Source organism: Sphingomonas sp. SL1004 (assembly GCF_057815015.1).
In genome coordinates, this window is the sequence record NZ_JBYMUX010000001.1 from 33,659 (window position 1) to 60,230 (window position 26,572).

General features: G+C 64.0%; 26 protein-coding genes, 1 tRNA gene and 1 pseudogene. 15 read left to right on the plus strand and 13 right to left on the minus strand.

From position 1 onward, the window contains the following. The first annotated feature begins 24 nt into the window (after positions 1–24). Both AC3D24_RS00200 and AC3D24_RS00205 read left to right on the plus strand, forming a co-directional pair. Positions 25–234 carry a hypothetical protein gene (locus tag AC3D24_RS00200; protein ID WP_489027165.1) on the plus strand — a complete coding sequence of 70 codons (210 nt, stop codon included), beginning with the start codon at positions 25–27 and terminating at the stop codon, positions 232–234. A gap of 81 nt (positions 235–315) precedes the next feature. Next, complete coding sequence (locus AC3D24_RS00205) at positions 316–480, plus strand: hypothetical protein (protein ID WP_489027166.1); 165 nt, start codon at positions 316–318, stop codon at positions 478–480. A gap of 222 nt (positions 481–702) precedes the next feature. Here the strand turns inward: AC3D24_RS00205 and AC3D24_RS00210 are convergent, their stop codons facing one another. The 3 genes from AC3D24_RS00210 to AC3D24_RS00220 form a co-directional block, all read right to left on the minus strand. Then, positions 703–1,005: a hypothetical protein gene (locus tag AC3D24_RS00210; protein ID WP_489027168.1), complete on the minus strand. Its 303-nt coding sequence runs from the start codon at positions 1,003–1,005 to the stop codon at positions 703–705. Between the two features lie 37 nt (positions 1,006–1,042). Next, positions 1,043–1,810 (minus strand): hypothetical protein, encoded by a 768-nt coding sequence (locus AC3D24_RS00215; RefSeq protein WP_489027169.1) that lies wholly within the window; start codon positions 1,808–1,810, stop codon positions 1,043–1,045. A 324-nt stretch (positions 1,811–2,134) separates the two neighbouring features. After that, positions 2,135–3,901, minus strand: coding sequence for a recombinase family protein (locus AC3D24_RS00220; protein ID WP_489027171.1), 1,767 nt, complete (start codon positions 3,899–3,901; stop codon positions 2,135–2,137). Between the two features lie 33 nt (positions 3,902–3,934). Between AC3D24_RS00220 and AC3D24_RS00225 the strand changes: the two are divergent. Both AC3D24_RS00225 and AC3D24_RS00230 read left to right on the plus strand, forming a co-directional pair. Then, positions 3,935–4,321, plus strand: a pseudogene (locus AC3D24_RS00225) (magnesium chelatase subunit ChlI family protein); the annotation flags it as partial. A gap of 66 nt (positions 4,322–4,387) precedes the next feature. After that, positions 4,388–4,472 (plus strand) — tRNA-Leu (locus tag AC3D24_RS00230). A 15-nt stretch (positions 4,473–4,487) separates the two neighbouring features. Here AC3D24_RS00230 and AC3D24_RS00235 read toward each other — a convergent pair. Beyond that, the gene (locus AC3D24_RS00235; protein ID WP_489027172.1) at positions 4,488–5,075 is read right to left on the minus strand and encodes a DUF1989 domain-containing protein; all 588 of its coding nucleotides are present in this window, start codon (positions 5,073–5,075) and stop codon (positions 4,488–4,490) included. Next, complete coding sequence (gene gntA / locus AC3D24_RS00240) at positions 5,068–5,754, minus strand: guanitoxin biosynthesis heme-dependent pre-guanitoxin N-hydroxylase GntA (RefSeq protein WP_489032981.1); 687 nt, start codon at positions 5,752–5,754, stop codon at positions 5,068–5,070. Before gntA ends, AC3D24_RS00235 begins: the two co-directional genes overlap by 8 nt. 130 nt (positions 5,755–5,884) lie before the next feature. Here gntA and AC3D24_RS00245 point away from each other — a divergent pair, with 130 nt between their 5' ends. From AC3D24_RS00245 to AC3D24_RS00265, 5 genes are all read left to right on the plus strand, one after another. Continuing rightward, positions 5,885–6,598, plus strand: a complete 714-nt coding sequence (locus tag AC3D24_RS00245) for a Crp/Fnr family transcriptional regulator (RefSeq protein ID WP_489027173.1) — start codon at positions 5,885–5,887, stop codon at positions 6,596–6,598. 52 nt (positions 6,599–6,650) lie between these two features. Next, on the plus strand, positions 6,651–6,839 hold the full coding sequence (locus AC3D24_RS00250) for a hypothetical protein (protein ID WP_489027174.1): 189 nt from the start codon (positions 6,651–6,653) through the stop codon (positions 6,837–6,839). 45 nt (positions 6,840–6,884) lie between these two features. Further along, positions 6,885–9,248, plus strand: a complete 2,364-nt coding sequence (locus AC3D24_RS00255) for a GH92 family glycosyl hydrolase (RefSeq protein ID WP_489027176.1) — start codon at positions 6,885–6,887, stop codon at positions 9,246–9,248. 215 nt (positions 9,249–9,463) lie between these two features. After that, complete coding sequence (locus AC3D24_RS00260; RefSeq protein WP_489027177.1) at positions 9,464–11,632, plus strand: M3 family metallopeptidase; 2,169 nt, start codon at positions 9,464–9,466, stop codon at positions 11,630–11,632. Next, positions 11,632–12,927, plus strand: a complete 1,296-nt coding sequence (locus tag AC3D24_RS00265; protein ID WP_489027178.1) for an MFS transporter — start codon at positions 11,632–11,634, stop codon at positions 12,925–12,927. Before AC3D24_RS00260 ends, AC3D24_RS00265 begins: the two co-directional genes overlap by 1 nt. Positions 12,928–13,042: 115 nt before the next feature. Here the strand turns inward: AC3D24_RS00265 and AC3D24_RS00270 are convergent, their stop codons facing one another. The 5 genes from AC3D24_RS00270 to AC3D24_RS00290 all read right to left on the minus strand — a co-directional run bounded on the left by AC3D24_RS00270 (position 13,043) and on the right by AC3D24_RS00290 (position 18,132). Next, complete coding sequence (locus tag AC3D24_RS00270; RefSeq protein ID WP_489027180.1) at positions 13,043–14,404, minus strand: sensor histidine kinase; 1,362 nt, start codon at positions 14,402–14,404, stop codon at positions 13,043–13,045. A gap of 13 nt (positions 14,405–14,417) precedes the next feature. Then, positions 14,418–15,137, minus strand: a complete 720-nt coding sequence (locus tag AC3D24_RS00275) for a response regulator (protein WP_489032983.1) — start codon at positions 15,135–15,137, stop codon at positions 14,418–14,420. Between the two features lie 66 nt (positions 15,138–15,203). Then, complete coding sequence (locus AC3D24_RS00280) at positions 15,204–15,671, minus strand: EF-hand domain-containing protein (RefSeq protein WP_489027181.1); 468 nt, start codon at positions 15,669–15,671, stop codon at positions 15,204–15,206. A gap of 110 nt (positions 15,672–15,781) precedes the next feature. Further along, positions 15,782–16,558, minus strand: coding sequence for a thioesterase family protein (locus AC3D24_RS00285; RefSeq protein WP_489027182.1), 777 nt, complete (start codon positions 16,556–16,558; stop codon positions 15,782–15,784). Beyond that, positions 16,555–18,132 carry a class I adenylate-forming enzyme family protein gene (locus AC3D24_RS00290; protein WP_489027184.1) on the minus strand — a complete coding sequence of 526 codons (1,578 nt, stop codon included), beginning with the start codon at positions 18,130–18,132 and terminating at the stop codon, positions 16,555–16,557. The genes AC3D24_RS00285 and AC3D24_RS00290 overlap by 4 nt, the downstream gene beginning before the upstream one ends. A gap of 74 nt (positions 18,133–18,206) precedes the next feature. Here AC3D24_RS00290 and AC3D24_RS00295 point away from each other — a divergent pair, with 74 nt between their 5' ends. The 4 genes from AC3D24_RS00295 (at position 18,207) to AC3D24_RS00310 (ending at position 20,445) form a co-directional block, all read left to right on the plus strand. After that, entirely contained in the window at positions 18,207–18,683 is a 477-nt protein-coding gene (locus AC3D24_RS00295; RefSeq protein ID WP_489027186.1) for a glutathione S-transferase N-terminal domain-containing protein, read from the plus strand. 9 nt (positions 18,684–18,692) lie between these two features. Next, positions 18,693–18,821 carry a hypothetical protein gene (locus AC3D24_RS00300; RefSeq protein ID WP_489032985.1) on the plus strand — a complete coding sequence of 43 codons (129 nt, stop codon included), beginning with the start codon at positions 18,693–18,695 and terminating at the stop codon, positions 18,819–18,821. Further along, the gene (locus AC3D24_RS00305; protein WP_489027188.1) at positions 18,818–19,615 is read left to right on the plus strand and encodes an SDR family NAD(P)-dependent oxidoreductase; all 798 of its coding nucleotides are present in this window, start codon (positions 18,818–18,820) and stop codon (positions 19,613–19,615) included. The genes AC3D24_RS00300 and AC3D24_RS00305 overlap by 4 nt, the downstream gene beginning before the upstream one ends. A 92-nt stretch (positions 19,616–19,707) precedes the next feature. Further along, complete coding sequence (locus tag AC3D24_RS00310) at positions 19,708–20,445, plus strand: hypothetical protein (protein WP_489027190.1); 738 nt, start codon at positions 19,708–19,710, stop codon at positions 20,443–20,445. A gap of 45 nt (positions 20,446–20,490) precedes the next feature. On the opposite strand, the gene AC3D24_RS00315 is transcribed toward AC3D24_RS00310, so the two are convergent. Both AC3D24_RS00315 and AC3D24_RS00320 read right to left on the minus strand, forming a co-directional pair. Next, positions 20,491–20,985 (minus strand): glutathione binding-like protein, encoded by a 495-nt coding sequence (locus AC3D24_RS00315; protein WP_489027192.1) that lies wholly within the window; start codon positions 20,983–20,985, stop codon positions 20,491–20,493. Next, a complete protein-coding gene (locus AC3D24_RS00320) occupies positions 20,982–21,182 on the minus strand; it encodes a thioredoxin domain-containing protein (RefSeq protein ID WP_489027194.1) in 201 nt (66 codons plus the stop codon). Before AC3D24_RS00320 ends, AC3D24_RS00315 begins: the two co-directional genes overlap by 4 nt. Positions 21,183–21,582: 400 nt before the next feature. Between AC3D24_RS00320 and AC3D24_RS00325 the strand changes: the two genes are divergently transcribed. Beyond that, positions 21,583–24,468 (plus strand): TonB-dependent receptor, encoded by a 2,886-nt coding sequence (locus AC3D24_RS00325; RefSeq protein WP_489027196.1) that lies wholly within the window; start codon positions 21,583–21,585, stop codon positions 24,466–24,468. Between the two features lie 327 nt (positions 24,469–24,795). After that, positions 24,796–26,118: a spinster family MFS transporter gene (locus AC3D24_RS00330; RefSeq protein WP_489027197.1), complete on the plus strand. Its 1,323-nt coding sequence runs from the start codon at positions 24,796–24,798 to the stop codon at positions 26,116–26,118. Here AC3D24_RS00330 and AC3D24_RS00335 read toward each other — a convergent pair. Beyond that, entirely contained in the window at positions 26,094–26,498 is a 405-nt protein-coding gene (locus tag AC3D24_RS00335; RefSeq protein WP_489027199.1) for a hypothetical protein, read from the minus strand. The two genes, AC3D24_RS00330 and AC3D24_RS00335, sit on opposite strands and share 25 nt — an antisense overlap. Between the last annotated feature and the right edge of the window lie 74 nt (positions 26,499–26,572).

Genomic DNA, 26,572 nt, shown 5'->3' on the forward strand with positions numbered 1-26,572 from the left:
GGTGCGTGTCTCAAGGAGTTAGACATGTCCAAGTTTCCCCAAGCTACCCCCACCGAAGTATTCTATGAAGACTACCGGGAAATCTACGGTCCGCCTCTCATCGTGTTCAGCTTGCCCGATGGTCGTTCGTACCAGTGGTATCCGAAGCGTGGCGAGGAAACGCCCGCCGTCGTTCTCAACGTCTACGACGATGGGACACGGACGGCTTCCGAGCGGACGGTTTTGCGCGACTAAGAAAGGCCGAAAGTGGCAGTTATTCGAAAAGATTTGCCTATGTAACTTAAATATCATCGGAGGGCGTCACTATGACATTTCATGACAAAGCTGCTGCAACCGATTCTTTGCAGACCATCTACCAACCACGGTACCGAATTCGACCGCCTGTTGAAGGCCTTGGACGCTTCTATGGATGAAGTGAAGAAACAGGATGCCATACCCATTCCCGCCAAGCGTGGGATCGTTCGTTGGTTCCTGCGATGATGCCCGCATTCTTGGGCTTCCCGGACCAGCCCGACTACGATGACCCTAACGACGAAGGTCCCCACGAGTCTGCGGTACCGCGTTTGTTTTCAGAGTTGTGGAGTGAGGGAGACGACTAAGATCGCGAGTGGATCGATTCGTGTCTACGTGCTGCGAAGCGTGAGGCGGAACGTAATTTTGCTCGGGACCATCAACGCATGACGTTCGGTCACAGTCTGATTTTCACGACTTGGTAGGCTTCGTGGAAATGAGGGGATTGAAAAAGTTGATCAACTCTTCGGTTGATCGTCGCGCCCAGAATGGCGGGTAGGGGATGGCCAAGCCCGGATCGACATTGGAGTCTTTCCAATTGTACCCGTGATCAACGCCACGTCGCTCAAGTTCGGGTGGCGTGGCCATCATCGCTCTCCTCCAGACAAGCCGCCGCTGGTCGATAGGGTCTTTGACTTTCTCCCATCCACGGTTGGTTTCGAAGTCGCGCAACGCGTCGGCAAGTAGGTCGAGTTGGATATCTATCAGGGTCAAGGATTACTTATGCCAAGGCGCAAAATTCGTGGCATCATCATTTTTGGCTGTTTGGCGGTCTCCCCATCTTAATCGGCATCGACCGGAATACGGTAAGATCGCTGGCGTCAACGTTGCCCGTGAAGACGAAATGCCATCTCCCAAAATACGTCTTCATCGTTTCTTGATAGATGCGTAGTAAGTCGGAGGACTTTTCGACCCCTTCCGCAACTAATTCGATCAGACTATCAAGTAGGGAATCGAGCATGTTGGCATACGGTTCAATCTTATCGTGTTCCTCTTGGGTTAGATGGTGCGTCATTAGCGTACCGTTCGTTGAAGTAGGTGTCGGCATGAGTTCATAGAGCGCTTCATGTCTGATACGATATTCGTTCATAGCAAACTTGATCGAGTCATACCGCGCTAACGCATCCTGCAAATCCATCAGAATGCCCGCACCTTTAACCTTTATCAGAAGACTGATTTCACCCTGAGTAAGATATTCGGTCGGCCTATCCGGTATCCCGAGAGGACGGACGCGCGCAAACTTATGACTCATGAAGCTAACGTGGCCATCGTCCTCCAAGCTTTCCCTAAGATGCTTTGCGACGGTCGCTGTATCGTTGAAAACTTGCAGGGCTTTCCACCCGACCGTTTCCGCCGTTGTTTTCTCGCGTTCCTTCGCGTCCGCGATCCGTTGCCCATGGACGACCCAATAACCATAGAGAGCGGCAACTACCGCCGCAAAGGACATGGTTCCAGCGAACCAGTCCGCCCAACTCCCGGCATCTAGCGACAGGCCTAACAAGATGTAGTTGTGATCCATCAAACCCGTCTCTGACGTGACCGATGCCGCCATGAGTGGAGAGTCATGGTTAGCGGGCAGGCGGTTAACGAGGTGAAAGGGGGCGGCATTGCCGCCCCCTCCTTGGAACTATTTGTAACTCGACAGGACCTCGACGGCCAACATCGAGAAGAGGGCAGCGCCCACGAGGTAACAGAGATATCCAGTCAACATTCACATCACCTCCCTTCGAACGTCACTATTAGACCCGTGTAGTACCGCGAATGAAAGCCCCCCTTCGAGAGCGGAAGTCGTTTTTGTTCGGCGCGGTCGGTGCAGGAAGGCGTTCACTCCCGCACAGCACCATCAGGTCATCCGACGCTCCATGTATGCCCGGATGGTCTCTTTCTCGTCTGTAGAGGCGTTACGGAGCGCCGCGTCCACGTTTCCGCGCTGCACGTCCGCTCGTTCATAGAACATCGCTGGTCGCTCTGGTCCCCGGCCATATGGCTGTGGTGCCGGGATCATGACCATCCCAAGCCCTCGGATCAACTCCGCCCATACCGTACCGTCTTCGGGTTCGAATACGATCCGATCCAAGATATTCGCCAGCGCAAGCTTGACCATGGATCGCGCCTGATAGCGTTCTTCATCGTCATCGCTCTGCATCTGCTCCCGCAATTCTGAGACCCGTACGACATGCTCGGCAGGGGACGCTTGGCCCTTCGCATCAGCCAACGCGGACGAAGCTTCTCCTAACTCTTCTTTGGTCTTCGTGACGCGTTCGCGGGACCCGTGGTAAGCTTCCATCCCAATGTCGTCTCCGTCATCTCCCCCTATCGCGGCCAAGATGCGTTTGGATGCATTCTGTTGGTTGATAAGCTGGCGGGACAGGATGGCCACGCGGCCTTCCAGCCGTGCGGTTAGGTCATCATCGGTTTGGAAATATTGGTCATCCATCGCCCGCGTCATCAGCTTGTCGAGGATGGGCGTTTCGATCTTGGAATACGGCCATCCGCGTGCATTCGTGCAGGATGCTCCCTTCGAAAGTTTGTTGGTCTGGCAGTACAGGAAATAGTGCTGCGTCAAGGACCCATCCTTGCAGACCTTCGTCCGCGCCGATCCCATCGCAGCCATGATCCCGTTGCACGTTCCGCACCGTGCCAATGGACCCAAAAGGTTGGATACCGCACGCCCGCGACCTTGGACGCGCAACTGGTTGGTCAAACGTTTGTCGTTCGCCCGCGCAAATGTCTCGGCGGAAATGACTACCGGGAATACCTTTACGAGATCGCCAATCGGAGTCCGATCCTTCCCGCGTGGTGAATGCGAGAATTGAAGATATCCGGTAACCGCAGGGTCCTGCACGATCCGACCCACAGCGCTGACGGTCCACCGCTCCGGCTGTTTCTTGGTTGTTGACACCCACACCCGGTATTCGTCCTGTCCCTTCGCCGCACGTTCGTTGAACAGCTTCGTAATCGCTGCCTTCCCATGACCGGCGAGCCGCAGCCGAAACATTTCTTCTATTACCGCCACGCGCGCCGGGATGGGATCGAATCGCTTTTCCTCTGCATTCCAAGCCAGCCATTTCCGGCCACGCATCCGGGCAAGGGCGATTCCGTCCTCTTCATAACTGCGGCGACGCATCGCCCACGATCCGTTCCCACGTTCGCGCTGTTTTCTCGAAAACTCGTATGCGGAGAACGCCTGCGACATCAGCGTGACGAACCCACCGAAATCTTCGTTCATCATTTTGAGCGTGACGATTTGCCCGGTGTTCGCAATCGCTACCGTCAGCCCGGACGCCAGTAGCGGCATGATCCATGCGGACATTTCACCCGGTGGACGACGCGATAATCTGTCCAATTCCTCCACGACCAAGATTGTCTCAGATGGATCGATCGCGTTCGATAGCAGCCGTTTCGTTAGCTTTCCGAGTTCGCCCTTGGTCAGATTTTCACCGGTAAACGCAGACCGTCCGGAGTCGATTAGAGGCTTCCCGGCAACCTCCCAACCCTGACGATCGCAAAAGCCGGTGGTGGCGATGATCTGGCGTTCTTCGCTGGACCGATCGCTATTCCCTTGCTCCAAGGTGGACCAACGTGCGTAAATGATTGCCTTTTCCGTCATGATGCGCCTCGTAGCGGAAAGCTTGATTAATAACCACTACTAGACCGAATCGACCTCCACATCGATGTGCAGGCCGTTAGCGCCGCCGATCTGATCCTTCCGCCGCCAACCGAAGGTTCGGCGGAAGTCGCCGCCCGCGTCGCGGCAGCGCGTGCGATCCAGTCTGACCGCTACCGTGACTACCCGGCCCGCACCAACGCCGAGGCTGATGGTCCGCTACTGGACGCGGTTGCCACCCCGGACGAAATGGGACGAAAACTGATGGCCCAAGCAGCCGAAGCGATGCGCCTCACCGCCCGCGGCTACACGCGTATCCTTCGTGTGAGCCGCACCATCGCCGACCTCGCCAGCAGCGAAACCGTTGGCCGCATCCACATCGCTGAAGCGCTAAGCTACCGCCGCCAACCGCCACGGAACTGAACGGCCATAATTCCGCATCAAGCGGGCTTGCGGCGGACGAACGCTTCGTCTAGCCAACCCGCCGCTGCCCCTGTGGCGAAATTGGTAGACGCGACCGACTCAAAATCGGTTGCCGCAAGGCATGCTGGTTCGATTCCGGCCAGGGGCACCATATTTTTGAACGGCGTCAGTCGATCCGGTACTGGATCGGCTTGAAGCTCCCCCCGTTCGATTGCAGCGCCGAGCAGGCAGTCATCCCGATCACCAGGTCCATCGCCGCGCGGAACACGATCGTGTCGCCGGCCTTGCTCAGCGGCGGCTCGACGGTAAACGCACCCGTGGCGCCATCGATCGGCACGTTCATGAAGCAGTTGAACGCGACCGGAATCTGGTCCGGTTCGATGCCCCAGGGTGCCAGCGCCGCGGCAAGGTTGCCGAAACAGCCGCGATGCGGATCGGTGTCGCCATAGATGATTGCGAACGTTTCCTTCGAACACGGCGTCAGCAGGAAATCATGGCGGCCGACATCGTCCGCGACGATCTCCAGCATGACGTTGCTGCGGTTCGAATACAGTATGTCGCCCGTGGTGAGGTACAGCCGGCTCGCATAATCGAGCGTCCGCCCCGACGAGATCGCCTCGCGCACGTCGGCGCGGTTGTACGCAAGCAAATCCGATACCTGCCGCCCCTCGGGATCGATCACGGTCAGCGTCTGCCCCTTGTCGAGCGTGAAGCCGGCGCCCGAGCGTGGCGGGATCGTCTTGATATCAGCCACGTGCTTCACCTCGTTTGAAAGGACATTTCCAGGACTCGTCGACCGCGCGCCCACTGTACTGCCGCGCTTCGCTCGACTCACCATGCCGCGCGAGCATCGGATTCATCGAACCGGCATATTCCAGATCGCGTGCCAGGATCGACGAGCGCAGCTTGTCGTAGCGCTGCTGGGTACGGAGTACCTCGAACTGGTCGTGCAGGTTGAACACCATCGCGGGCGTTTCGAATTGCCTCGCCGGACGGCTCGCATTCGGATGAAGGCCCACCACGAAGAAAGCCTCGCCGGCAAAGCTCAACGAGAAATGCGGGTCGTCGGGATCGCTGCTGACGGAGGGATCGGGGCGGTAGCCGAGCCATTCGTCCTTGTCCGACAGCGACTGCGCGCGCGCCCAGAGATGCGCCTCGAACTGTTCCTCGGACAATAAGGCAGGTGCTTCGAACAGCACGATCAGCGTGCGGAATATGGCGCGATCGGCGCGGTATTTGCGGACCGTTTCGGCCAGCGCCGGCGAAATCCGCATGTCGTCCCATGCCGACCGTACGTCGCGCGCAACCAGGATATCCATCTGCCCGCGGGCCAGCGCGGATTTCGCGCCGACGCAGGGGAATTGGGGCGCCTGCACGGTCGCGATGAAATTGCGGGCCAGGGGGTGGTCGTTTTGGAATATGGGCTGGTACATGGTCGGGACGGAACCCACGAGCGCGCGCAATGTTTCGCTTGCGGTACGAGGTTTGATGTGGATCAGTACGAAAGCAGATCGGTTCTTCTACGCCCGTTGCGGAGCGGGATCGAACGGGGAAGAGACATGAATGATCTCGGGTAAATTTTTGCTGGGGCGCGGTCGCGACGAGCTGAGCGACGACGAAAAACAGGTCCTCGAAGACAGCATCGCATCGGTTCGGGCGGAACCGGCGCGCAAGCAGATCGTCCGCGCCGGTGAACGCGTCGAGATCAGCACGCTCCTGCTGGAGGGGTTCATCTGCCGCTATATGGATGACCGCGAGGGGCAGCGACAGCTTGTGGCGGTGCACGTACCCGGCGATTTCGTCGACCTGCACGCGTTCCCGATGAAGCGGCTCGATCACGACGTCGCCACCCTCGGCCCGGTCAAGATCGCGACCTTCGAACATCGCACGCTGCAGACGATTACCGAGCGTTTTCCGCACCTGACGCGGATGCTGTGGTTCAGCACGCTGCTCGATGCGGCAATGCACCGCGAATGGATTTTCCGTTTGGGTCGGTTGAGCGCGGAGGGGCGGATCGCGCATCTGTTCTGCGAACTCAACGCCCGGCTGGAGATGGTCGGTCTCGCTCAGGACGGCAGCTTCGCGTTGCCGATGACGCAGCCCGACATCGCCGAGACCAGCGGCTTGACGGGGGTCCATGTCAACCGCGTCCTGCGCGCGCTCCGCGAACGTAACCTGCTGACTTTCAAAGGAGGAATCGCGAAAATTCTGGATCCGAAAAGCCTTGCGGCCGTTGCAGAGTTCGAACCGCAATATCTGTACGGTACTCGCGACTGACGACGCGGTGGTCGTCGAGCGGTTGTACGGCACGGGTTTGGAAGGACGCATCATGGTAAAGCCGGAGACCATGCCGGGCACCGCGACAGCCGAATGCGGCCAGGTGACGCTCGACGGACCGAAGGACGTCGCGGTTGCGATGACCCCCGAAGCGGCGGAGGAAACCGGCCGTCGGCTGATCGCCGCCGCGGCCGAGGCACAGACGCAATCGCCGGAAGACCCGCCACTCGACGAGGGATGACAGCTGGCCATTGGCGGGCGCGCCGTTCGCTGCTTTAACACGCTCATGCGTAACCAAGTCCTGATGGCGCTTGCCGCCACGTCGCTCACCTCGCCCCTCGCTGCCGGGACACCGGCACGATCCTCCACGCCGCAACCAGCGATTCCTGGCCAGTCGAAGTCGACGCCATACGAGGCGGTCGATCCGTTCATCGGTACGGGTGGTGAGGGCCACACCTTCCCCGGTGCCAGCGCGCCGTTCGGGATGGTGCAACTCAGCCCCGACACCGATACGTCGTGCGAGATCCGCAAATGCTACGGCCATGCGGCGGGCTATCGCTATGACGATCCGACCATCCAAGGCTTCAGCCACACGCATTTTTCGGGGGCGGGGCATTCCGATCTGGGCGACATACTGGTGATGCCGGTGTCGGGGCCGAGCGTGTCGCTCGATCCGGGCGACGTGGCGCGGCCGGGCTCGGGTTATCGCTCGCGGTTCACGCATGCGACCGAGGTTGCGCATCCCGGCTATTATGCGGTGACGCTCGACGATGCGAAAGTCCGCGCGGAGATGACCGCAGGAGCGCGGATCGGCGTCCACCGCTACACGTTCGGCGCGGGAGCTGACGCGCATCTGGTTCTCGACCTGCGCAGTTCGCTGTACAACTATCCCGGCAAGATATCCTGGTCGTCGCTGCGGCTGATGCCCGACGGTACGCTTACGGGCATGCGCGAGACGCGGGGCTGGGCACCGGGGCGGAAGCTGTTCTTCGCGATGCGGTTCTCGTCGCCGATCACTGGCCACGCGTTCGTCAACCGTGAGACGGACGTGCCGTACAAGGGTTTCCAGGGACCCAGCCGGGGGTCGGATGCGGTCGCCGAGAAACTCGGCCGCGCGCTCGAGGCGCGGCTCGATTTCGGCAAGCTCGCCAAGCCGCTGGAGGTGCGCGTGGCGCTGTCGGGCGTCGACGAGGCGGGCGCGATCGCCAATCTGGCCAGCGAGCCGGGCGATTTCGACGCGGTTCGCGGGGCGACGCGGTCGGCGTGGGACACGGCGCTGGGCGCGGTCGCGATCGATGCCGCCAAGCCGATGCGGACGACCGTCTACACCGCGCTGTATCATACGCTGCTCGCGCCGAGCGTCTGGGGTGATGCCGATGGCCGGTTCCGCGGGCCCGACGACCAGGTGCACATGGCGGACGGTTATACCTTTCGCTCGACGTTCTCGCTGTGGGACACGTTCCGCGCCGAGCATCCGCTGCTGACGCTGATCCAGCCCGAGCGCACCACCGATGACGTCGTCCGCTCGCTCGTCGCCAGCCGGCAGTATAGCCCCTACGGCATCCTGCCGGTGTGGCAGTTCGCCGGGCGCGAGACGTGGACGATGATCGGCTATCACGCGGTGCCGGTGATCGCCGATGCGTATATGAAGGGCGTGCGGGGGTACGACGCGAACGCTGCGCTCGACGCGATGATCGCGAGTGCGGACTACAAGCCCTATGGCGGGCTCGGCGAGTATATCGCGCGTGGCTATGTGCCGATCGACAAGGAGCCGGAGGCGGCGTCGAAGACGGTCGAATACGCCTATGACGACTGGACGATCGCACGGATGGCGCGGTCGCTCGGGCGGATCGACGTCGCGGTGCGGTTCGAGAAGCGCGCGGCGAACTGGCGCAACAGCTTCGACGTGAAGACCGGTTTCCTGCGCGCGCGGAAGGCCGATGGCAGTTTCCGCGTGCCGTTCGATCCGACCGCGATCAACTATGGCTCGGATTATACCGAGGGCAATGCGTGGCAATATTCGTGGTTCATGCCGCACGACCAGGGCGGTCTGTTCCGTTTGCTCGGTGGCGATGCGAAGGTGGTCGCCAAGCTCGACGCGATGTTCGACTTCGACAATTCGAAGGTGGACTACAGCCATGCCGAGGACATTGCCGGGCTGATCGGGCAATATATCCACGGCAACGAGCCGAGCCACCACGTCGCGTATCTTTATGATTTCGCAGGCAAACCTTGGCGGACGCAGGAGCGGCTCAAGCAGATCGTCGATAGCCAGTATAAGCCGACCCCGGACGGCCTGTCGGGTAACGACGACCTCGGCCAGATGTCGGCGTGGCTCGTGTTCACGTCGCTCGGTTTCTATCCGGTCGCGCCGGGGACGGGCGAATATGTGATCGGCCGGCCGTTCGTCGACCGTGCTGCGATGACGTTGCCCAATGGGAAGGTTTTTACGGTGATTGCGGACGGGCTGTCGGACACCAATCGCTATGTCGGGCGGGTGACGCTGAACGGCGAGGCGCTGGCGAAGAGCGTCGTTACGCATGCGCAGATCCTCGGGGGTGGCGAACTGCGGTTTACGATGCAGGCGACCCCGAATACGCGTTGGGCGACGGGGAAGGCTGCGCGGCCGTATTCGATAACGCCGTATTGAGGGGGGTGCGTGCACGCTCTTGCACCACCCCGGCGGAGGCCGGGGCCCAATTGGGAAACGATTGTGGCTGCGGACGATCCTCCGTTACGTTGGCAACGCCAATTGGGCCCCGGCCTGCGCCGGGGTGGTGACTTGGATTGGGAGCCGTCCCGACACAGGGTTCCGCCACGCAACTTTATGTCTATGATGCGGGGCACATCGACCGGGAGTTCCATGTGCAATTTCATTACCTCGCCACCAGTGCAGCCGCGCTGATGGCGTCTACCTCGACCGCCGCGCAGACCGCACCCGCTGCGTCACCCGCCGTGTCACCCGCCGTGTCACCCGCCGTGTCACCCACCGCCAATCCATTGCTCGCCGACTGGACTGGCCCGCTGGGTGGCGTGCCGCCCTGGGACAAGGTTCGCCCCGAGCTGTTCCCGCAGGCGTTCGAGACGATGCTTGCCGAGCGCGCCGCGGAGTATCGTACGATCGCGGACAATCCGGCCAAGCCGAGTTTCGCCAATACGATCGTGCCGATGCAGTTGGCCGGCCAGCGTTTTGGCCGCGTTATGACGCTGTTCGGTGTGATGACCGGCAACATGAACACGCCGGCCTATCAGAAGCTCGATCGCGAATGGTCGCCGAAATTCTCGGCAGCGTCGGATGCAATCACGTTCGACAAGCCGCTGTTTGCCCGTATCCAGGCGATCTACGCGAGCCGCAATTCGAGTGGGCTGGACGCGCAGCAAATCCGGCTCGTAACGCGGATCTACGACAGCTATGTGCGTCAGGGCGCCAAGCTGAACGACGCGCAGAAGACGCAGCTTTCGCAATATAACCAGCAGCTTGCGACCGCGTTCTCGACCTTTGGCGAGAAATTACTGGCCGACGAGAGCAAGGCGATCTCGGTTACGGACGAAACCTATTTGGACGGTGTACCCGACACCGTGAAGGCGGTCGCCAAGGCCGCCGCCGTCGAGCGCAAGATGCCCGGCTGGGCGATCGTCAACACGCGTAGCGCGGTTGATCCGATCCTGACTTATGCCACCGATCGTGCGGTGCGCGAGAAGGTGTGGCGCGCGTTCGTCAATCGCGGCGACAATGGCGATGCGAACGACACGAACGCGACGATCGCGCAGATCGTGAAGCTACGCGCCGATCGCGCGCACCTGCTCGGGTTCAAGACGCATGCCGACTGGCGGATGCAGGATACGATGGCCAAGACGCCCGCCGCGGCGATGGACCTGATGATGCGCGTCTGGCCTGCCGCGAAGGCGCGCGTGGCCGAGGAAGTGGCGGACATGCAGAAGGTCGCCGGCACTTCGCTGACGATCGAGCCGTGGGATTACCGCTTCTACCAGGAAAAGGTCCGCAAAGCCCGGTACGACCTGGATCAGGCGCAGCTGAAGCCGTATTTCGAGCTCGGCAACATCATCCAGGGTTCGCTGTACGCCGCCAACCGGCTGTACGGGCTGAACTTCAAGGAGATCACCGGCACCGTTCCCGTGTTCGAGCCGAACATGCGGGTTTGGAGCGTGACGGACAAGACCGGCAAGGATGTCGGGCTGTTCTACAGGGATGACTTCGCGCGGACGGGTAAGCGGTCCGGCGCGTGGGCGAACACCTATCGTGGCCAGCGCGGCCTCGCGCCGGCACAGCTCGTGCTGTCGTCGAACAACAACAATTTCGCCAAGGGTGCGCCCGGCGAGCCGATCCTGATCAGCCTCGACGATGCGCAGACGCTGTTCCACGAGTTCGGCCATGCGATCCACGCGATGCTCCAGACCGTCTATTATCCGGGGCTCGCCGGCACGCCGCGCGACTTCGTGGAATATCCGAGCCAGGTGAACGAGCATTGGCTGCTCACCCGCGACGTGCTCGACAAATATGCGCGGCATTACCAGACCAAGGCCGCGATGCCGCAGGACCTGCTCGACAAGATCGAGAAGTCGCGGACCTTCAACCAGGGCTTCGCGACCACGGAGTATCTCTCGTCGGCGATCGTCGACATGAAGATCCACACAGTGCCCGACGGCGTGATCGATCCGGACAAGTTCGAGGCGGCGACGCTCGCCGAGATCGGCATGCCGAAGCAACTGGTGATGCGTCACCGCGTGCCGCAGTTCCAGCATCTGTTCGCGTCGGACAGCTATTCGGCGGGCTATTACAGTTATCTGTGGTCCGAGACGATGGACGCCGACACCTTCGCGGCCTTCGAGGAAGCCGGCAGCCCGTGGGACAAGGCGACCGCGGAAAAGTTCGCGCGCGTGCTCCTGTCGACGGGTAACGAGACCGATCGCGCCGAGGCGTATCGCGCCTTCCGCGGCCGCGATCCGGATGTGAACGCGCTGCTCAAGAAGCGCGGGTTTGCCACGACACCAGCGGCGCAGGGAGCTAAATGATGGCGAGCAGCACACTTCCGCCCGAGAAGAACCACCGCCTCAAATCCATCCTCGGCGGGTCGGCGGGCAACCTCGTCGAGTGGTTCGACTGGTACGTCTATTCGGCGTTCGGCCTGTATTTCGCACCGGTGTTCTTCCCCAAGGGCAATTCGACGGCGCAGTTGATGAGCGTCGCCGCGGTGTTCGCGGTCGGCTTCCTGATGCGGCCGATCGGCGCGTGGGTGATGGGCATCTATGCCGATCGCCACGGGCGCAAATCGGGGCTGACGCTGTCGGTGACGCTGATGTGCGCAGGTTCGTTCCTGATCGCGATCACGCCGGGCTTCGCGACGATCGGCTGGATCGCGCCGGCGTTGCTGATCCTCGCGCGCCTGATGCAGGGTCTCAGCGTCGGCGGCGAATATGGCGCCAGTGCGGTGTACCTGTCGGAAATGGCGGGCAAGTCGCGGCGTGGCTTCTTCTCCAGCTTCCAGTACGTCACGTTGATCGCGGGGCAGTTGCTCGCGCTCGGCGTGCTGCTGCTGTTGCAGTCGACGCTGGACACGGCCCAGCTCGACGCCTGGGGCTGGCGCATCCCGTTCGCGATCGGCGGCGTGCTCGCGCTGGTCGTGTTCCGCATCCGTCGCGGTCTGCTCGAGACCGAGAGCTATCAGAACGCCAAGGCCGACGGCACGCCGAAATCGAGCGGGTGGCTGTTGTTCAGCAAATACCCGCGCGAGGCGTTCACCGTGCTGCTGCTCACCGCCGGCGGTACGCTCGCCTTCTATGCGTACACCACGTACATGCAGAAGTTCCTGGTCAACACGAGCGGGTTCAGCCGGGAATCCGCGACGCTGATCATGACCGCGGCGCTGGCGTTGTACGCGGCGTTCCAACCGGCGGCGGGGGCGTTGTCGGATCGCATCGGGCGGAAACCGCTGATGGTCGGGTTCGGGATCGCCGGCGTGCTGTGCACGGTGCCGATCTTCACTGTCCTGGAAACCGCGACCAACCCCTATTTGGCGTTCGGCCTGGTGGTGGCGTCGCTGTTCATCGTGACCGGCTACACCGCGATCAACGCGGTGGTGAAGGCGGAACTGTTCCCCGCGCACGTCCGCGCGCTGGGCGTGGCGTTGCCGTATGCGCTGGCGAACACGATGTTCGGCGGGACGGCAGAGTATGTCGCGCTGTGGCTCAAGAACGAGGGCATGGAGCGCGGCTTCTATTGGTACGTGACCGCGATGATCGGCGTGTCGCTGATCGTCTACCTCCGCATGAAGGACACGCGCACGCACAGCCAGATCGTCGAGGACTGATCTGACTACTCCCTCTCCCCTGCGGGGAGAGGGCTAGGGTGAGGGGCTGCCAAGTAGCGCATCGCCCGGAACTGCCCCACCCCGACGCTCTTCCCGGAGGGGAAAGGGACCAGAACTAGCGCGGCAATTCGATGATCGCGTCGAGGCCGCCGCCAGCCTGATCGGACGGGGCACGATTAACCAGGCGGATCTCGCCGCCAGCCTCCCTCACGATCGCGCGCGCCAAGGCCAGCCCAAGCCCGATCCCTCCGGTCTCCCGGTTGCGCGAACTCTCCAGCCGCGTGAAGGCGTCGAAGACGTCGGTCATACGGTCCTCGGGAATGCCCGGGCCCTGATCGGCGACTATGATGGCCACGCAGCGCGCGTCCGCCTCGACGCGCACCTCTGCCGTCGACCCGTATTTCACCGCATTCTCGATCAGGTTGCGGACCGCGCGGCGGATCAGCGATGGGCGTAGCCGCATCCGCAACCGGTCCGCCTCGACGAAGGTCACGTTGCTGCCGATGTCGCGGAAATCCTCGACCACTGCGTCGACCAGTGCGGACAGATCCACGTCGGTAAGCGGTTCGCTCGGGCGACCGAGCCGCGCCAACGACAGGATGTCGTCGAGTGTCCGGTTCATCTCCGCCACGGTGTCGATCATCCGCGCACGATCCGTATCGTCATCGACCGACTCGATCCGGACGCGCAGTGCAGCGAGCGGCGTGCGCAGGTCATGGCCGATCGCGCCGAGCATCCGATCCTTCTCGTCGAGCATCGCTGTCACGCGCAGCCGGAGCGCATTGAACGCCACGATCAGCGCGACCACGTCGTCGGGGCCGTGCGGCGTCATCGGCGTACCCGGATCGCCCGGACGGAAGCTCTCGGCGGCCCGCCGCAGATCCTGCAGCGGGCGGGACATCCGCCGGACGATCCACAACACGGGGAGGAGCACGGCGATATACAGGATCGCGGTCTGGCTGAGCAGCGCGACGATCAGCCGCCAGCCGGGTTGCGGCCAGGGCGCGGTGATCACCAGCCAGCCACGGCCAGGCTGTTCGACCGCGATCAACAGCGTGCCTTCCTGCCGGTCGTCGCGGCGGCTCCGTTCGCGCCGATGCCCCCCGTCGTCATCCTCGATGGACGCGGGGCGCAGGCCGGTATCGATGCGTCCGACGGTCAGGCCCTGGTCGGTGAGTTGCCGACGCAGTTCGGTGACGACTTCGGGATGGCGTTCATAGCCCTTGGGCGGGATCGGATTGGCGGCCACGCGGCGGACTCGGCCGCGATCCGCCGTGAGCGGACGACCGGCGTGCGCCTCGCGTTCCAGTGCATCGGCGATCCGTGTCGCGACTGGCCGGGTCGCCTGGGCAAGCCGGAACTCCGCCCGGTCGCGGACGATCAGGCCGAAGTTGATCGCCTGCGCGACGAACAGCGCTAGCGCGATCAGCAACGCCATCTGGCCGGCGAGACTACGCGGCCAGGGGTGGAATCGCATCACAGGCGCCAGATCACAGACGGGTGACTTCGGCGGCCAGCGTATAGCCGCCGCCCCACACCGTCTTGATCAGTTCGGGCGTCTTTGCATCCGCCTCGATCTTCCGGCGCAGGCGGCTGACCTGATTGTCGATCGCGCGATCGAACGCGGCGGCTTCGCGGCCTTGTGTCAGATCCAGCAACTGGTCGCGCGTGAGAACCTGACGAGGGCGCGTCACGAGCGCGAGCAGCAGATTATACTCACCGGTCGACAGCGGTACCGACACGCCTTCCCGGTCGATGAGCGCTCGCTCTCCCGATTTCAGCACCCACCCGGCGAACCCGTAGGAACTGCTTTCCGGCGCATGCTGGCGCGATCCGCCCGAAGTTGCCCGCCGCAAGACTACTTTGACTCGCGTCGCCAGCTCGCGCGGCGAGAACGGTTTCACGACATAATCGTCGGCGCCCATTTCGAGACCGACGATCCGGTCGGTTTCCTCGGCGCGTGCGGTCAGCAGGATCACCGGTACGTCGCTGGTCGCCGCGATGTGGCGGCACAGCGACAGCCCGTCTTCGCCCGGCATCATGATGTCGAGGATGACGAGATCGATCGCATAGGCCGTCAGCCGCGTCCGCGCCGCCTCCGCATCGCCCGCCTGGGTGACGCGGAATCCCTGCTTGGTCAGGTACACGGCCAATGGCTCGCGGATCGAGCGCTCGTCGTCGACGAGCAGCAGATGCGGCATATCTCCCATGGGGGCGACGTCTAGCATGATGCGTGTCCGGGGGAAGCATGAGCTCCGTGCGTCCCCGCCTTCCGGTTATTGTGCGGGAGCGGGCGTAGCGGGAGCGGACGTCGTGCCCTCGCGGTGTTCGCGGCGTTCGACGTGGCGCATCTCGGCCCGGTTGGCGCGTTCGGTCGCGTCGATCACGCCGTCGTGATTGGCGTCGACCCGGTCGAAGCGGTCGCCGGCGCGGGTTTCGAACTCGGCCTTGCTCATGCTGGCTTTCGCGTGGCGCCTGTCATCGCCGTTGCCGCCACCGGAGGGCGGTGCATCGCCGCCGCGCGCGATCATGCGATCGTGGATCGCGGCGCGGTACTCCTGCATCTCGGTTGTGCTGATCAGGCCGTCGTGATTGGTATCGATCTGCGCGAACCGAACGTCGGCCTGCGCAATCGCCTGAGCACGAGTCTCCGAAGGTGCCACGGCCGGTGTGCCTTGGGCGTTGGCCGCAGCGGCGGTCAGCGCGCTTGCGGCGACGGCCAAGCTGAGGATGGTCTTGCGCATCGGGGGTCTCCGGTCGGTGAGGCATATCCCCACCCGATGCTGGCCTTGTCGACCCGACATGTCCTACGCGTTTGTCGGGCCACGGCAAAACTGTCGCAAAGTGTGTCGCATCAGGCGAAGATCGCAACGCTCTGCATCTGTTCGGCGATCGGCGTGCCGTCGGCGTTCCAGATCGCCATCTGCTGGCTCGAACTGCCGTCCTTCGTATAGTCGGTGGTCGCGCGAAGCAGCCACCAGCCGTCGCGCGTGACCGGCTGGGGCCCGAGGATGTTGAGCAGCCACGTCATCGAGCTGAGCGGGGCGGGGCCGCCGAGCAGCTTCAGCGCGGCCGGCGGCAGGCAATCGGCGACCGCCATGAGCTCGACCATCGGACCGAGGCCCTCGCGCTCGACCAGCCGGACCCAGCGCAGCCATTCCGCGGGACCGACGCGGTCGTCGCGGCGATCGAGCAGGTCGAAGTTCCGCGAGAACGCGACCGCGCTGTGGCCGCGGAAGGTCTGCGTCTCGGGCCCCGGCATGGGAAAGTCGGGCGCGGAGCCGGCCTGGTGATCGACGCGCGACGCGACCGCACCCATGAACACGAACGTCGCACGAAGCCCGAGCCCAGCCTCGCTCGTGACGTCGGCCTGGACGAACGCTGCGTTGCGCCCGCGCCGAAGCCGGCTCGCGCGGATCACGATTTCACCCGACAAAGGGCCGATGAACGAGACTTGGGCGGATCGCAGCGGCGGCAGGTCGGTATCGGACTTCTGCGCGGCATGGAGCGCGAGCGCGGCGGAAAAGCCGCCATACGCGGTGCGGCCCTGCAACCAGTTCTCCGGTACGCTCCCTCGCCAGCCGCCTTCGACCGGCTCGAGCGCGTCGATCGCCTGTTTGAGGCCGGTCATGCGCCGGTTCCCGTCAGACGCTCGCGCAGTTCGCGCTTGAGAACCTTGCCGATCGCACTGCGAGGCAGTTCGTCGGCGACGTGGAGCGCGGACAGGCGCTGGGTCTTGCCGAGCTGGGCGTTCACCCAGGCGAGGATCGCGGACGCATCGTCCGTTGTATCGGCGCGCGGCACGTAGAATCCGACCGGCGTCTCGCCCCACGCTTCTGACAGAGCGCCCACCACGGTGCAGTCCGCGACGGCCGGGTGCTGCGCCAATACCGCTTCCAGGTCGGAGGGGTAGATGTTGAAGCCGCCCGAGATGATCAAATCCTTCTTGCGGTCCATCAGCGTGAGGAAGCCGTCCTCGTCGAACCGTCCAACGTCGCCGTGGCGGATGTAGCGGTTGCCGTCTTCGTCATACCATTCGGCATCGCGCGTCGCCTCCGTACGGCCGTGATAGCCGTTCATCATCGCCGGGCTGCGGCCGACGACCTCGCCCATCTCGCCGGGTGCGACTTCGACGCCGTCGTCGTCGATCAGGCGAATCTCGTGACCCGGCATCGGCTGGCCGACGGTGTGGAGCTTGGTCGGGTTGGCGGTCGCGTTCAGCGCGCAGCTCGCGCCGCCTTCGGTCATGCCGTAGAATTCTACCAGCACGCCCGGCCAGCGCGCTACGACGTCGGCCTTCAGCGCCGCGGAGAAGGGGGCGCTGGTGCTGGTCTTGAAGCGGAAGGCCGACAGGTCGAAGCGGTCGAAGTCGGGCAGCGCCATGATCCGCTGATACTGGACTGGGACCAGCATGGTGTGCGTCGCGCGGTAGCGTTCGGCGAGTTCGAGATAGGCGCGCGCGTCGAACTTCTTCATCAGCACGACGGTGCCACCCCAGCCGAGCGTCGGCAGGAAGCTGACCAGCGTGGTGTTCGAATAGAGCGGGGTGGCGATCATCGTGACGGCGGTGTCGAACCCGGCGGCGGTGTTGCGCGCGATATGCGCCCAGCGCATCGCGTGGCTCTGGACGATGCCCTTCGGCGTGCCGGTCGTGCCGGAGGAGTAGATGATGTTGAAGGCGTCTTCGGGGGCGATTGCGACGCGGATTGATTTCGCATTGGGAGGGGCGAGCCACGTATCAAAAGATTGTTCCCCCGCGAAGGCGGGGGGCCAGTCTGGGCCCCCGCCTTCGCGGGGGAACATGACCACGCGGGCGGCAAGAGTTTGCCCTTCCAGCGTCCGCGCATTCTCGGCATCCAGGAACACAACAGGCGCGCCGCTATCCGCAATCATCGCAGCGATTGCCGCTGGCGTAGCGGACGGGGCGATCGGCGTTGCGACGCACCGCGCGCGTACCGCACCAAGGAATGCCGCCGCATAGTCGGTCGTCGGTGCTGCGACGATCGCCACCGCCGTACCCGGCGCCACCCCGTCACGCTGTAATGCCGCCGCGACCCGGTCCATCAGGCCGTCGAGCGTGGCATAGTCGATGCTGCCCTGCGCATCGGCCACCGCGACGCGGTCGCCACGCTCTCGGGCGTGCATGTGGATCAGGTCCGGCAAGGTGGCAAAGCCGGTGGCGAGCATCTCTGCGGCGGTCGTCATCCCGGCACCGCTAGGCGAACGCGATCCGCAATGCCATACGCGATATTCGAAAAGTCAGTCGAGGAGAGACCCGCTTGCTGTTCTACGATAGCGCGCTGCCCGCGCCGAACCCGCGCCGCGTCCGCATCTTCCTCGCGGAAAAGCATGTCCGGGTGCCAATGGCGCAGATCTCGATTCCCAAGGCCGAGCACAAGGCAGACCCGTTTCTCGCGGTCAATCCGCTCGGCCAGACCCCGGCGCTCGCGTTCGACGATGGTCGCGTGCTGACGGAAAGCGTTGCGATCTGTCGTTATTTCGAGGTGCTGCACCCCGAACCGCCGCTGTTCGGCCACGGCGCGCATAACATCGCCGAGATCGACATGTGGACGCGGCGGATCGAGTTGCGGCTGATGACCCCGCTGTCGATGGTGTGGCTGCACACGCATCCCTGGACCGCGCGGATCGTGAAGCCGCAATATACCGAGTTCGGCGAGAGCCAGCGCCCGCGCGTGCTGTCGGCGATGGCCGAGTTCGATCATGTGCTCGACGGTCGCGAATGGCTCGACGGCTAGCGCTTCACGATCGCCGACATCGTCCTGCTGACGACGATCGACTTCGCCACCTTCGTCGGCGTGCGGATGCCCGACGAACTGACGCACCTGAGGGCGTGGCACGCGCGCGCGTCGGCACGTCCGAGTGCGCAGGCATGAGCGCGGCTATGAATGGCGCGGTCGCGATCGTCACCGGCGGCGGCACCGGGATCGGCGCCGCGGTCGTCCGGCGGCTGGCGGCGCGCGGCGTATCGTGCGTCATCAACTACGCCAGCAGCCGTGACGAAGCCGAGGCGTTGGCCGCCGAGGTCGGGCGGGGCGCGATCGCGGTCCAGGCGGACATCGTCGACGACGCTGCCTGTCGCAAGCTCGCCGTGGTCGCCACCGACGCGTTCGGTCGGATCGACTTCCTCGTCAACAATGCCGGCCGGACGAAGTTCGCTGCGCACGAGGATCTCGACGCGCTCGATGCCGAGGATTTCATCGACATCTACCGCCTGAACACGGTCGCGCCGTTCCAGATGGTCCGCGCCTGTACGCCTGCGTTGCGTGCGAGCCCGTTCGGGGCGGTCGTCAACGTCGCCAGCGTCGCAGGCGTGTTCGGCATGGGATCGTCGGTCGCCTATGCCGCGTCGAAAGGCGCGCTGGTGACGATGACCAAGAGCCTGGCGCGAGTCCTTGCGCCGCAGATCCGCGTCAACGCGGTCGCGCCCGGCTATGTCGCGACGGGCTGGTACGAGAAGCGGCTGGGCGAAGAGGGGTTCGCCAAGCTCAACGCCAAGGTTGCGGCGTCGGTGCCGATGGGACTCGCCACCGGGCCCGACGACGTTGCTGGGCCGATCGAGATGCTGCTTGACCCAATCAGCCGCGCGATGACCGGCGAAGTGTTGCTGCTCGACGGTGGCGGCCACCTCGACGTGGCGATGTCGCGTCGGCCGGGTCGGGAGAGTTAACCACCTCGTTTCATGCAATAATCAGCACTGTACCCGTACCGCGACAGCAACAGGGGGTCGGCGAGGGCCGGACGTTCGCGGGGGTGGGATCGATGCGCAGACTGATCATAGCGGCGATGGCGTGCGTGCCGGGTGCGGCGTTCGCATCGGATGGGCTGGCCGGCGCGGAGCCCAGCGTACTCGTCCCGGCGCATACCGAAGTCGTGCTGCGGCTGAGCGAGGAGATCGGCTCCGATCGCGCGCGGCTGGGCCAGATCGTGCCGGTATCGGTGGCGCGCGACGTGATCGTCGATGGCGTGGTGCTGATCCCGCGCGGCACCGCCGGGACCGGCGAAGTCGTCTATCGCAGCGGCAAGGGCGCGTTCGGCAAGTCGGGCAAGGTCGATGTCGAACTACGATCGATCGACGTCGCCGGCCGCAGCGTACCCGTGGTCGGTCGGTATCACGCTGCCGGCGGCGGCCGGACCGGCGAGACGATCGGCACGATCATCGTCGGTGGCGTCATCGCCGGCGCGTTCGTCACCGGTCGTCACGCGGTGTTCGAGGAGGGCCACGAGTTCACCGCGTTTACCGGCGCCGCGACTCGGGTCGGTCGACCGACGGTGCGGATGGCGCGCTTCGTTCCGCCGGTAGCGACGGGCATGCCCGCCGGCGCACCGACGTTCGCCGCGACTACCGTCTCGTATCGGCCGCAGGGTGCGTATGTGGCGCGCCAAGCGTCGTCCGCGGTTCCCGCCTACACCGCGTCAGGCAGCTTCGAACACCGCCTCGCCGCCGCCCAGCCCGTCCGCGGTGGCGATCCGCGGCTGGGCTGGACGATCAGCGACTAATGACTAGCGACTAGGGGCCAGCGACTGGCGTTCGTCGACCGCTGATCAGCGTGTTGCCGCGGTCTGGCCGAACAGCGTCTTCTTCGCCTCGTCGGTCATCGGCACGCTTCTGTCATGGATCACCTTGCCCTTTTCGTACGCGGCGACGGTCGCCGGGCGCGCGGCGATCGCCTCGAACCAGCGCTTCACGTTCGGGAAGTCCTCGAGCCGCTGGTCTTGCGCCTCGTACGGCACGATCCAGGGATGGGCGGCCATGTCGGCGATCGAATAGTCGCCGGCAATGAAGTCCCGGCCCTCGAGCCGGCGATCCAGCACGCCGTACAGCCGGTTGGTTTCCTTCACGTACCGATCGATCGCATACGGGATCTGCTCGGGCGCAGAGCGATTGAAACGATGGTTCTGCCCCAGCATCGGGCCGAGCCCGCCCATCTGCCACATCAGCCCCTGGTTGACCGCGACCCGCCCGCAGATCGTCGCCGCCGAACCGTCCGGTCTTCTCCGCCAGATACAGCAGGATCGCGCCCGATTCGAGATCGTCACCGGCGTCCCGCCTTCGGCATTCGCGTGATCGACGATTGCCGGCATCCGGTTTTTGGGCGCGATCGCGAGGAATCAGGGCCGAACTGCTCGCCCTCGCCGATGTTTACAGGCTTGATCGTGTAGTCGAGCCCCGCCTCTTCGAGAAACAGCGTGATCTTGTGGTCGTTCGGCGTGGGCCAATAATACAGGTCGATCATGTGCCGGGTCTGCAGCGATCGTGTCGAGCGGTTGTACGGCGTCGGAAATGGGGCGGCGGCCGGGGGAGCAACCGGCAGCGATGGGATGACCGCGCGCTGGGCAACGCGCGATCAAACCGAAACAAGATGCTTTGCAATGTCGGCAAACTGTGCAAAAGGGCTGCCATACCGGACCTTCAGATGACGATCGAAGCGCCGGACCGAGTTTGGAGAGGGGATCAGGCGGGAGGCTGGCATATGGCCGGACCTTCCGCCATCCTTCCCAAACCGAGCCTATCTCCTCTCCCCACCATCCGACAGCATCGTCGATGCCCGAAATCCGTAGCGTTTTGCTACGCGTTACGTGCTTGACGACATCGTGCTCGAGGTATCTATTCGAATATACGGTACGGAGCCAAAGATGCTCCGGCCGAACAGGGAGAGAGATGTGGCCAAGCAGCGCTATTTTGCCGCGTGCGCGTTTTCCGTGCTCGCATTCGCGACGATTTCACCGGTCGCGGCTCAGAATACCAGTCCGAACGCAGCGCCGACGACGGGTACGCCTTCGACAGACGTTGGGCAGGGCGCAGTCGCCCCCGCGAACGCCGATCAGCAGACCGCCGATATCATCGTCACTGCGCAGGGCCGCGCGCAGGCGCTGTCCGACGTACCGGTCGCGATCTCCGCGGTGTCGGCCGAGACGCTGCAGAATTCGGGCGCGAACGACATCCGCCAGCTGAACCAGCTCGCACCGTCGCTGCTTGTTTCGTCGACCGGCTCGGAGGCGAACGGCTCCGCGCGTATCCGCGGCATCGGCACGGTCGGCGACAATCCCGGCCTGGAAAGCTCGGTCGCGGTGTTCATCGACGGAGTCTATCGCTCGCGCTCGGGCATCGGCCTGAACGAACTCGGCGAGATCGACCGGGTCGAGGTGTTGCGCGGACCGCAGGGGACGCTGGGCGGGCGCAACTCGTCCGCGGGCATGATCAGCATCTTCAGCAAGGCGCCGTCGTTCACCGAATTCAGCGGTGGCGCAGAGGCAAGCTACGGAAATTACGACTATTACCGGATCGCCGGCAACGTGAACGTGCCGCTGTCTTCGAATGTCGCGGCGCGTGTCGACGGCGTCTACGTCAAGCGCGACGGCTTCTACAACGATCCGACGAACAAGACCGACGTCAACGACCGCGACCGCTATTTCGTGCGTGGCCAGCTGCGGTTCGAGCCGACGTCGGACATCGATATCCGCCTGATCGGCGATTATACGCACCGCAACGAGAAGTGCTGCGCGGCGACCTATGTCGATCGTTCGGTCAATCCGGCGATCGGCAATTTGAATGAGCCGGCGACGCCGCTGACGACCGGGCTGGCGGGCGGCAACAACATCGTCAACGTGCTGCGCGATCTCGGCCAGCCGCTCGCGCTGCTCAACCGTCCCGGCTATTCGCGGACGATCTCGTCCAGCCCCGGCCGCAGCTTTGCCGGCGTTACGCGCGATTACGGGTTTTCCGGCCAGATCGACTGGAACCTCGGCGGTGCGAAGCTGACCTCGATCACCGCCTATCGCAACTACAAGGCGGACCAGGGATCGGATACCGACTACGGCGCGGTCGACGTCCTCTATCGCGCAGCCGACGGCAATTCGTCGCGCCAGTTCAAGACCTTCACGCAGGAATTGCGGCTGCAGGGCGACGCGTTCGGCGGCAAGCTCGATTGGCTGATCGGGGGATTCTACGCCGATGAGAAGCTGACGGTGCACGACAATCTGAGGTTCGGGTCGCAATATGGCCGCTTCGCCACGTGCCGAGTCATCTCGGGCGGCGGACTGGCCGGGCTCTATTCGCCGACCAGTCCCAGTTGCGTCATTCCGGGCGTCGGCCAGGCGACGCTTGCGGGCGCCAGCGGGGCAAGCGGTCCCGATATCGTCGCGGGCTTCGCGCGGCTCGATTCGCTCAACGATCTCGGCGTGACGCGTGATACCTATCATCAGAACAGCCGCAATTACGCGGTGTTCACGCACAACATCATCCACCTCGCCAGCACGCTCGATCTGACGCTGGGCGCGCGCTACACGCATGAGCGCAAGAAGTTCGATGCCACGTTCGGCAACGACAACACCGTCTGCACCGCGCTCGAGTCGACGCTGACGGACGATCTGGTCAGTCCGAACGCGACCGCGCGGGCGCTGGCTGCGGGACTGATCGGGCTCGGTTGCCAGGGCAATTCGACCGCCGAACTGAACGGGGTCAGCATCAACGACAGCCGCAAGGAGCATAAGGTCACCGGCACCGCGATCCTGTCGTGGAAGCCGGTCGACGACCTGCTGCTCTACGCAAGCTATTCGCGCGGGTACAAGGCGGGCGGGTTCAACCTCGATCGCTCGGCGTTGAAGCAGCCGATCACGGTGGTCGGTGGCGTACCCACCACCACGTTCGCGGCGGTCGGCGGCGCGCAGGCTCTGGCGCGCGGGCTGCAATTCGATCCGGAAACAGTCAATTCGTTCGAGATCGGCGCGAAATACGGCACCGGTCCGTTCTCGCTCAGCGTCGCGGCGTTCCGCCAGGACTTCAAGAACTTCCAGCTGAACACCTTCAACGGCACCGTCTTCCTGGTGCAGAACATCAACGGCTGCGATACGAGCCTGAGCGGTGGCGACCGCGATCAGAGCAAGTTCGCGGCGGCGCCCAACTATAGTGCGACGGCGGCCGCGACCGGTGCCTGTCCGTCGGGCGATGTCGGCTACGGCGTCCGCGCGCAGGGTGTCGAACTGGAGGCGAGCCTGGTCCCGGTGCGCGATTTCCGGGTCACGCTGGGCGCGACCTTCACCGATACCGGCTACCGCGACCAGCTTGTCGGCAACAGCACGGGCGCACCGCTCGACCAGGCATTGCGCAAGCTGCCCGGGCAGACGCTGTCGAACTCCGCCGATATCGTCACAACCGCGTCGATGGCGTTTACACCGCCGATCGGGGGCAGTGGCCTGTCCGCGCTGTTCTACGTCGATACGCGCATGACCAGCGACTATAACACCGGCTCGGACCTGTTCCCGCAAAAGGCGCAGGACGGCTTCGCGCTGTTCAATGCGCGCGTCGGGCTGCGCGGTAAGGACGAGCGCTGGGCGGTCGAGTTCTGGGGACAGAACCTGGCGAACAAGCAATATGCGCAGGTCGCGTTCAACTCGCCGTTCCAGGAGGGGGCCGCGACCGCGGCGTTCCAGGATCCGCAGTTTCCGGGTGGCCGCCAGCTGTTCTCGCAGTTCCTCGCCGAGCCACGGACGTACGGGGTGACGGTGCGGGGTAAGTTCTAAGGTAAAGGGGGCGGGGCGGGGCGCTAAAGTCCCCCGTCCCAACCCCACCACCACCCCGGCGAAAGCCGGGGCCCAATTGGGGGACGTTGCTGACGAACCGCAGCGCTTCATTACAACCGCCTCTCCAATTGGGCCCCAGCCTCCGCCGGGGTGGTAGTGCTGGATGAGTGGTGACTGGACAGTGCGAGGCCGCTCGCTTTACCCCACCAAACCACCGAACCGACCCTAAAACCTCTTGCCATCACCCCGCGCAGGGCCAGGCTTCCCTTGTCTGGTATGCGCCCGATACCGTAGCATGGCTTCAAATTAGACATCAGGGTATCGCCAATGGCCGCAACGCTTCAGTCTCACCCCGAAATCGCCGACACGTTGGCGATGAAGCGACGGGGCCTGACGCTGGCGCTGCTCACCTTCACCTATTTCTTCAGTTATATGGACCGCCAGATTCTCGCGATCCTGCTGGAGCGGATCAAGGCGGACCTGGTGCTGACCGACACGCAGCTTGGACTGCTTTCCGGGCTCGTCTTCGCGATCTTCTACGCGACGCTCGGCATCCCCGTCGCGCGGCTGGCGGACAGGACCAGCCGCCGCAACATCATCGCCGCCAGCCTGACAATCTGGAGCGCGATGACCGCGCTATGCGGCCTCGCGCAGAATTTCACCCAGTTGATGCTCTTCCGGATCGGCGTCGGCATTGGCGAGGCGGGGTCGAGCCCGCCCAGTCATTCGATCATCGCGGATCTCTATCCGCCCGAGAAGCGCGCAAGCGCAATGGCGGTGTATTCGCTGGGGGTGGTGCTCGGTGCGGGCTTCGGCACCCTGATCGGCGGCGTCGTCGCGCACAGCTATGGCTGGCGGATCGCGATGATGACCGTCGGTCTGCCGGGAATAGTCCTGGCGCTGCTGGTCCGTCTGTTCATGGTCGAGCCCCGCCGCGGCCTGTCCGACGCGGCTCGCGCGGTGGCGTCGCCGATGCCGAGCGTCGCGCAAGGGTTCGCGTCGATGTGGGCAAGCGCACCCGCGCGGCATCTGGTCGTCGGCGTCACGCTCACCTCGATGATCGGTTACGCACTGACCGGCTGGGGCCCGAGCTACATGCAGCGCTCGCTCGGCGTCTCGATGCTCGACATCTCGCGCTACGTCGCGCTGCCGGGCGCGCTGTTCGGCGCGATTTCCGCACTTGCGGGCGGCAAGATCGCGGATGTCCTGGCAAAGCGCCACGGCCTCCACGTCCAGGCCTGGGTGGTGTTGGTGATGAAGGGCCTGTCGCTTCCGTTCGCGCTGGCCTTTTACCTGATCGACGCGCCGGCGGTGGCGATCGGCAGCTATTTCGTTTCGCTGATCTTCGCGAACTCGTATCTCGGCCCCAGCTTCGCGCTGATCCAGCACCTCGCGCCGTTGCAGATCCGCGCGATGTGGGCGGCGATCACGCTGCTCGTCATCAATCTGGTCGGTCTCGGCCTCGGTCCGACGATGGTCGGCTGGCTCAGCGACGTGTTGAAGCCGAGTTTCGGCGAGGAATCGCTCCGCTATGCGCTGGTGATCATCTTCCTGATGACGCCGTGGGCGCTGTTTCATTACTGGCGCGCGGGCGTGCTGTTAAAGCGGGACGAGGATCTTGCCGCTCAGGCACGCACGTCGATAGTCTGACGCACGTAGCGATCGAGCCCGTCGGCGAGCAGCCATTCGAGCGCGCTCGCCCGGTTTTCGAACACCGCCATGTCGTCGCGTACCGCCGCGATCCGCTTGACCTGGAGCCGCGCGAGTTTGCCGTTGGTATAGAAGGCGACCTTGCGAGACTTCAACGTCAAGTTCAGCGCGAGTTCCTGCAGCGCGGTGATCACCTCCTGCGGCTGGATCGCGGCGCGCGAGAAATCGCATAGCAGCATGTGGCGCTTGCCGGTCGACAGCACGAGCCGCGCCTCGCGCTCCAGATCGCGCAGGAACGCCTGGATGTGCTCGACCGTCCAGAACCCCGACGCCTCGACATGGATGATCCCCGAAGCGAGATCCGTCTTGATAGTGTGCATGGCGTCCTCCGTTGAAGGACCGCTTCGGGCGTCGGGTTTTAACGCAAGGTAAGGAAACCGTAACGGGTGGCGAT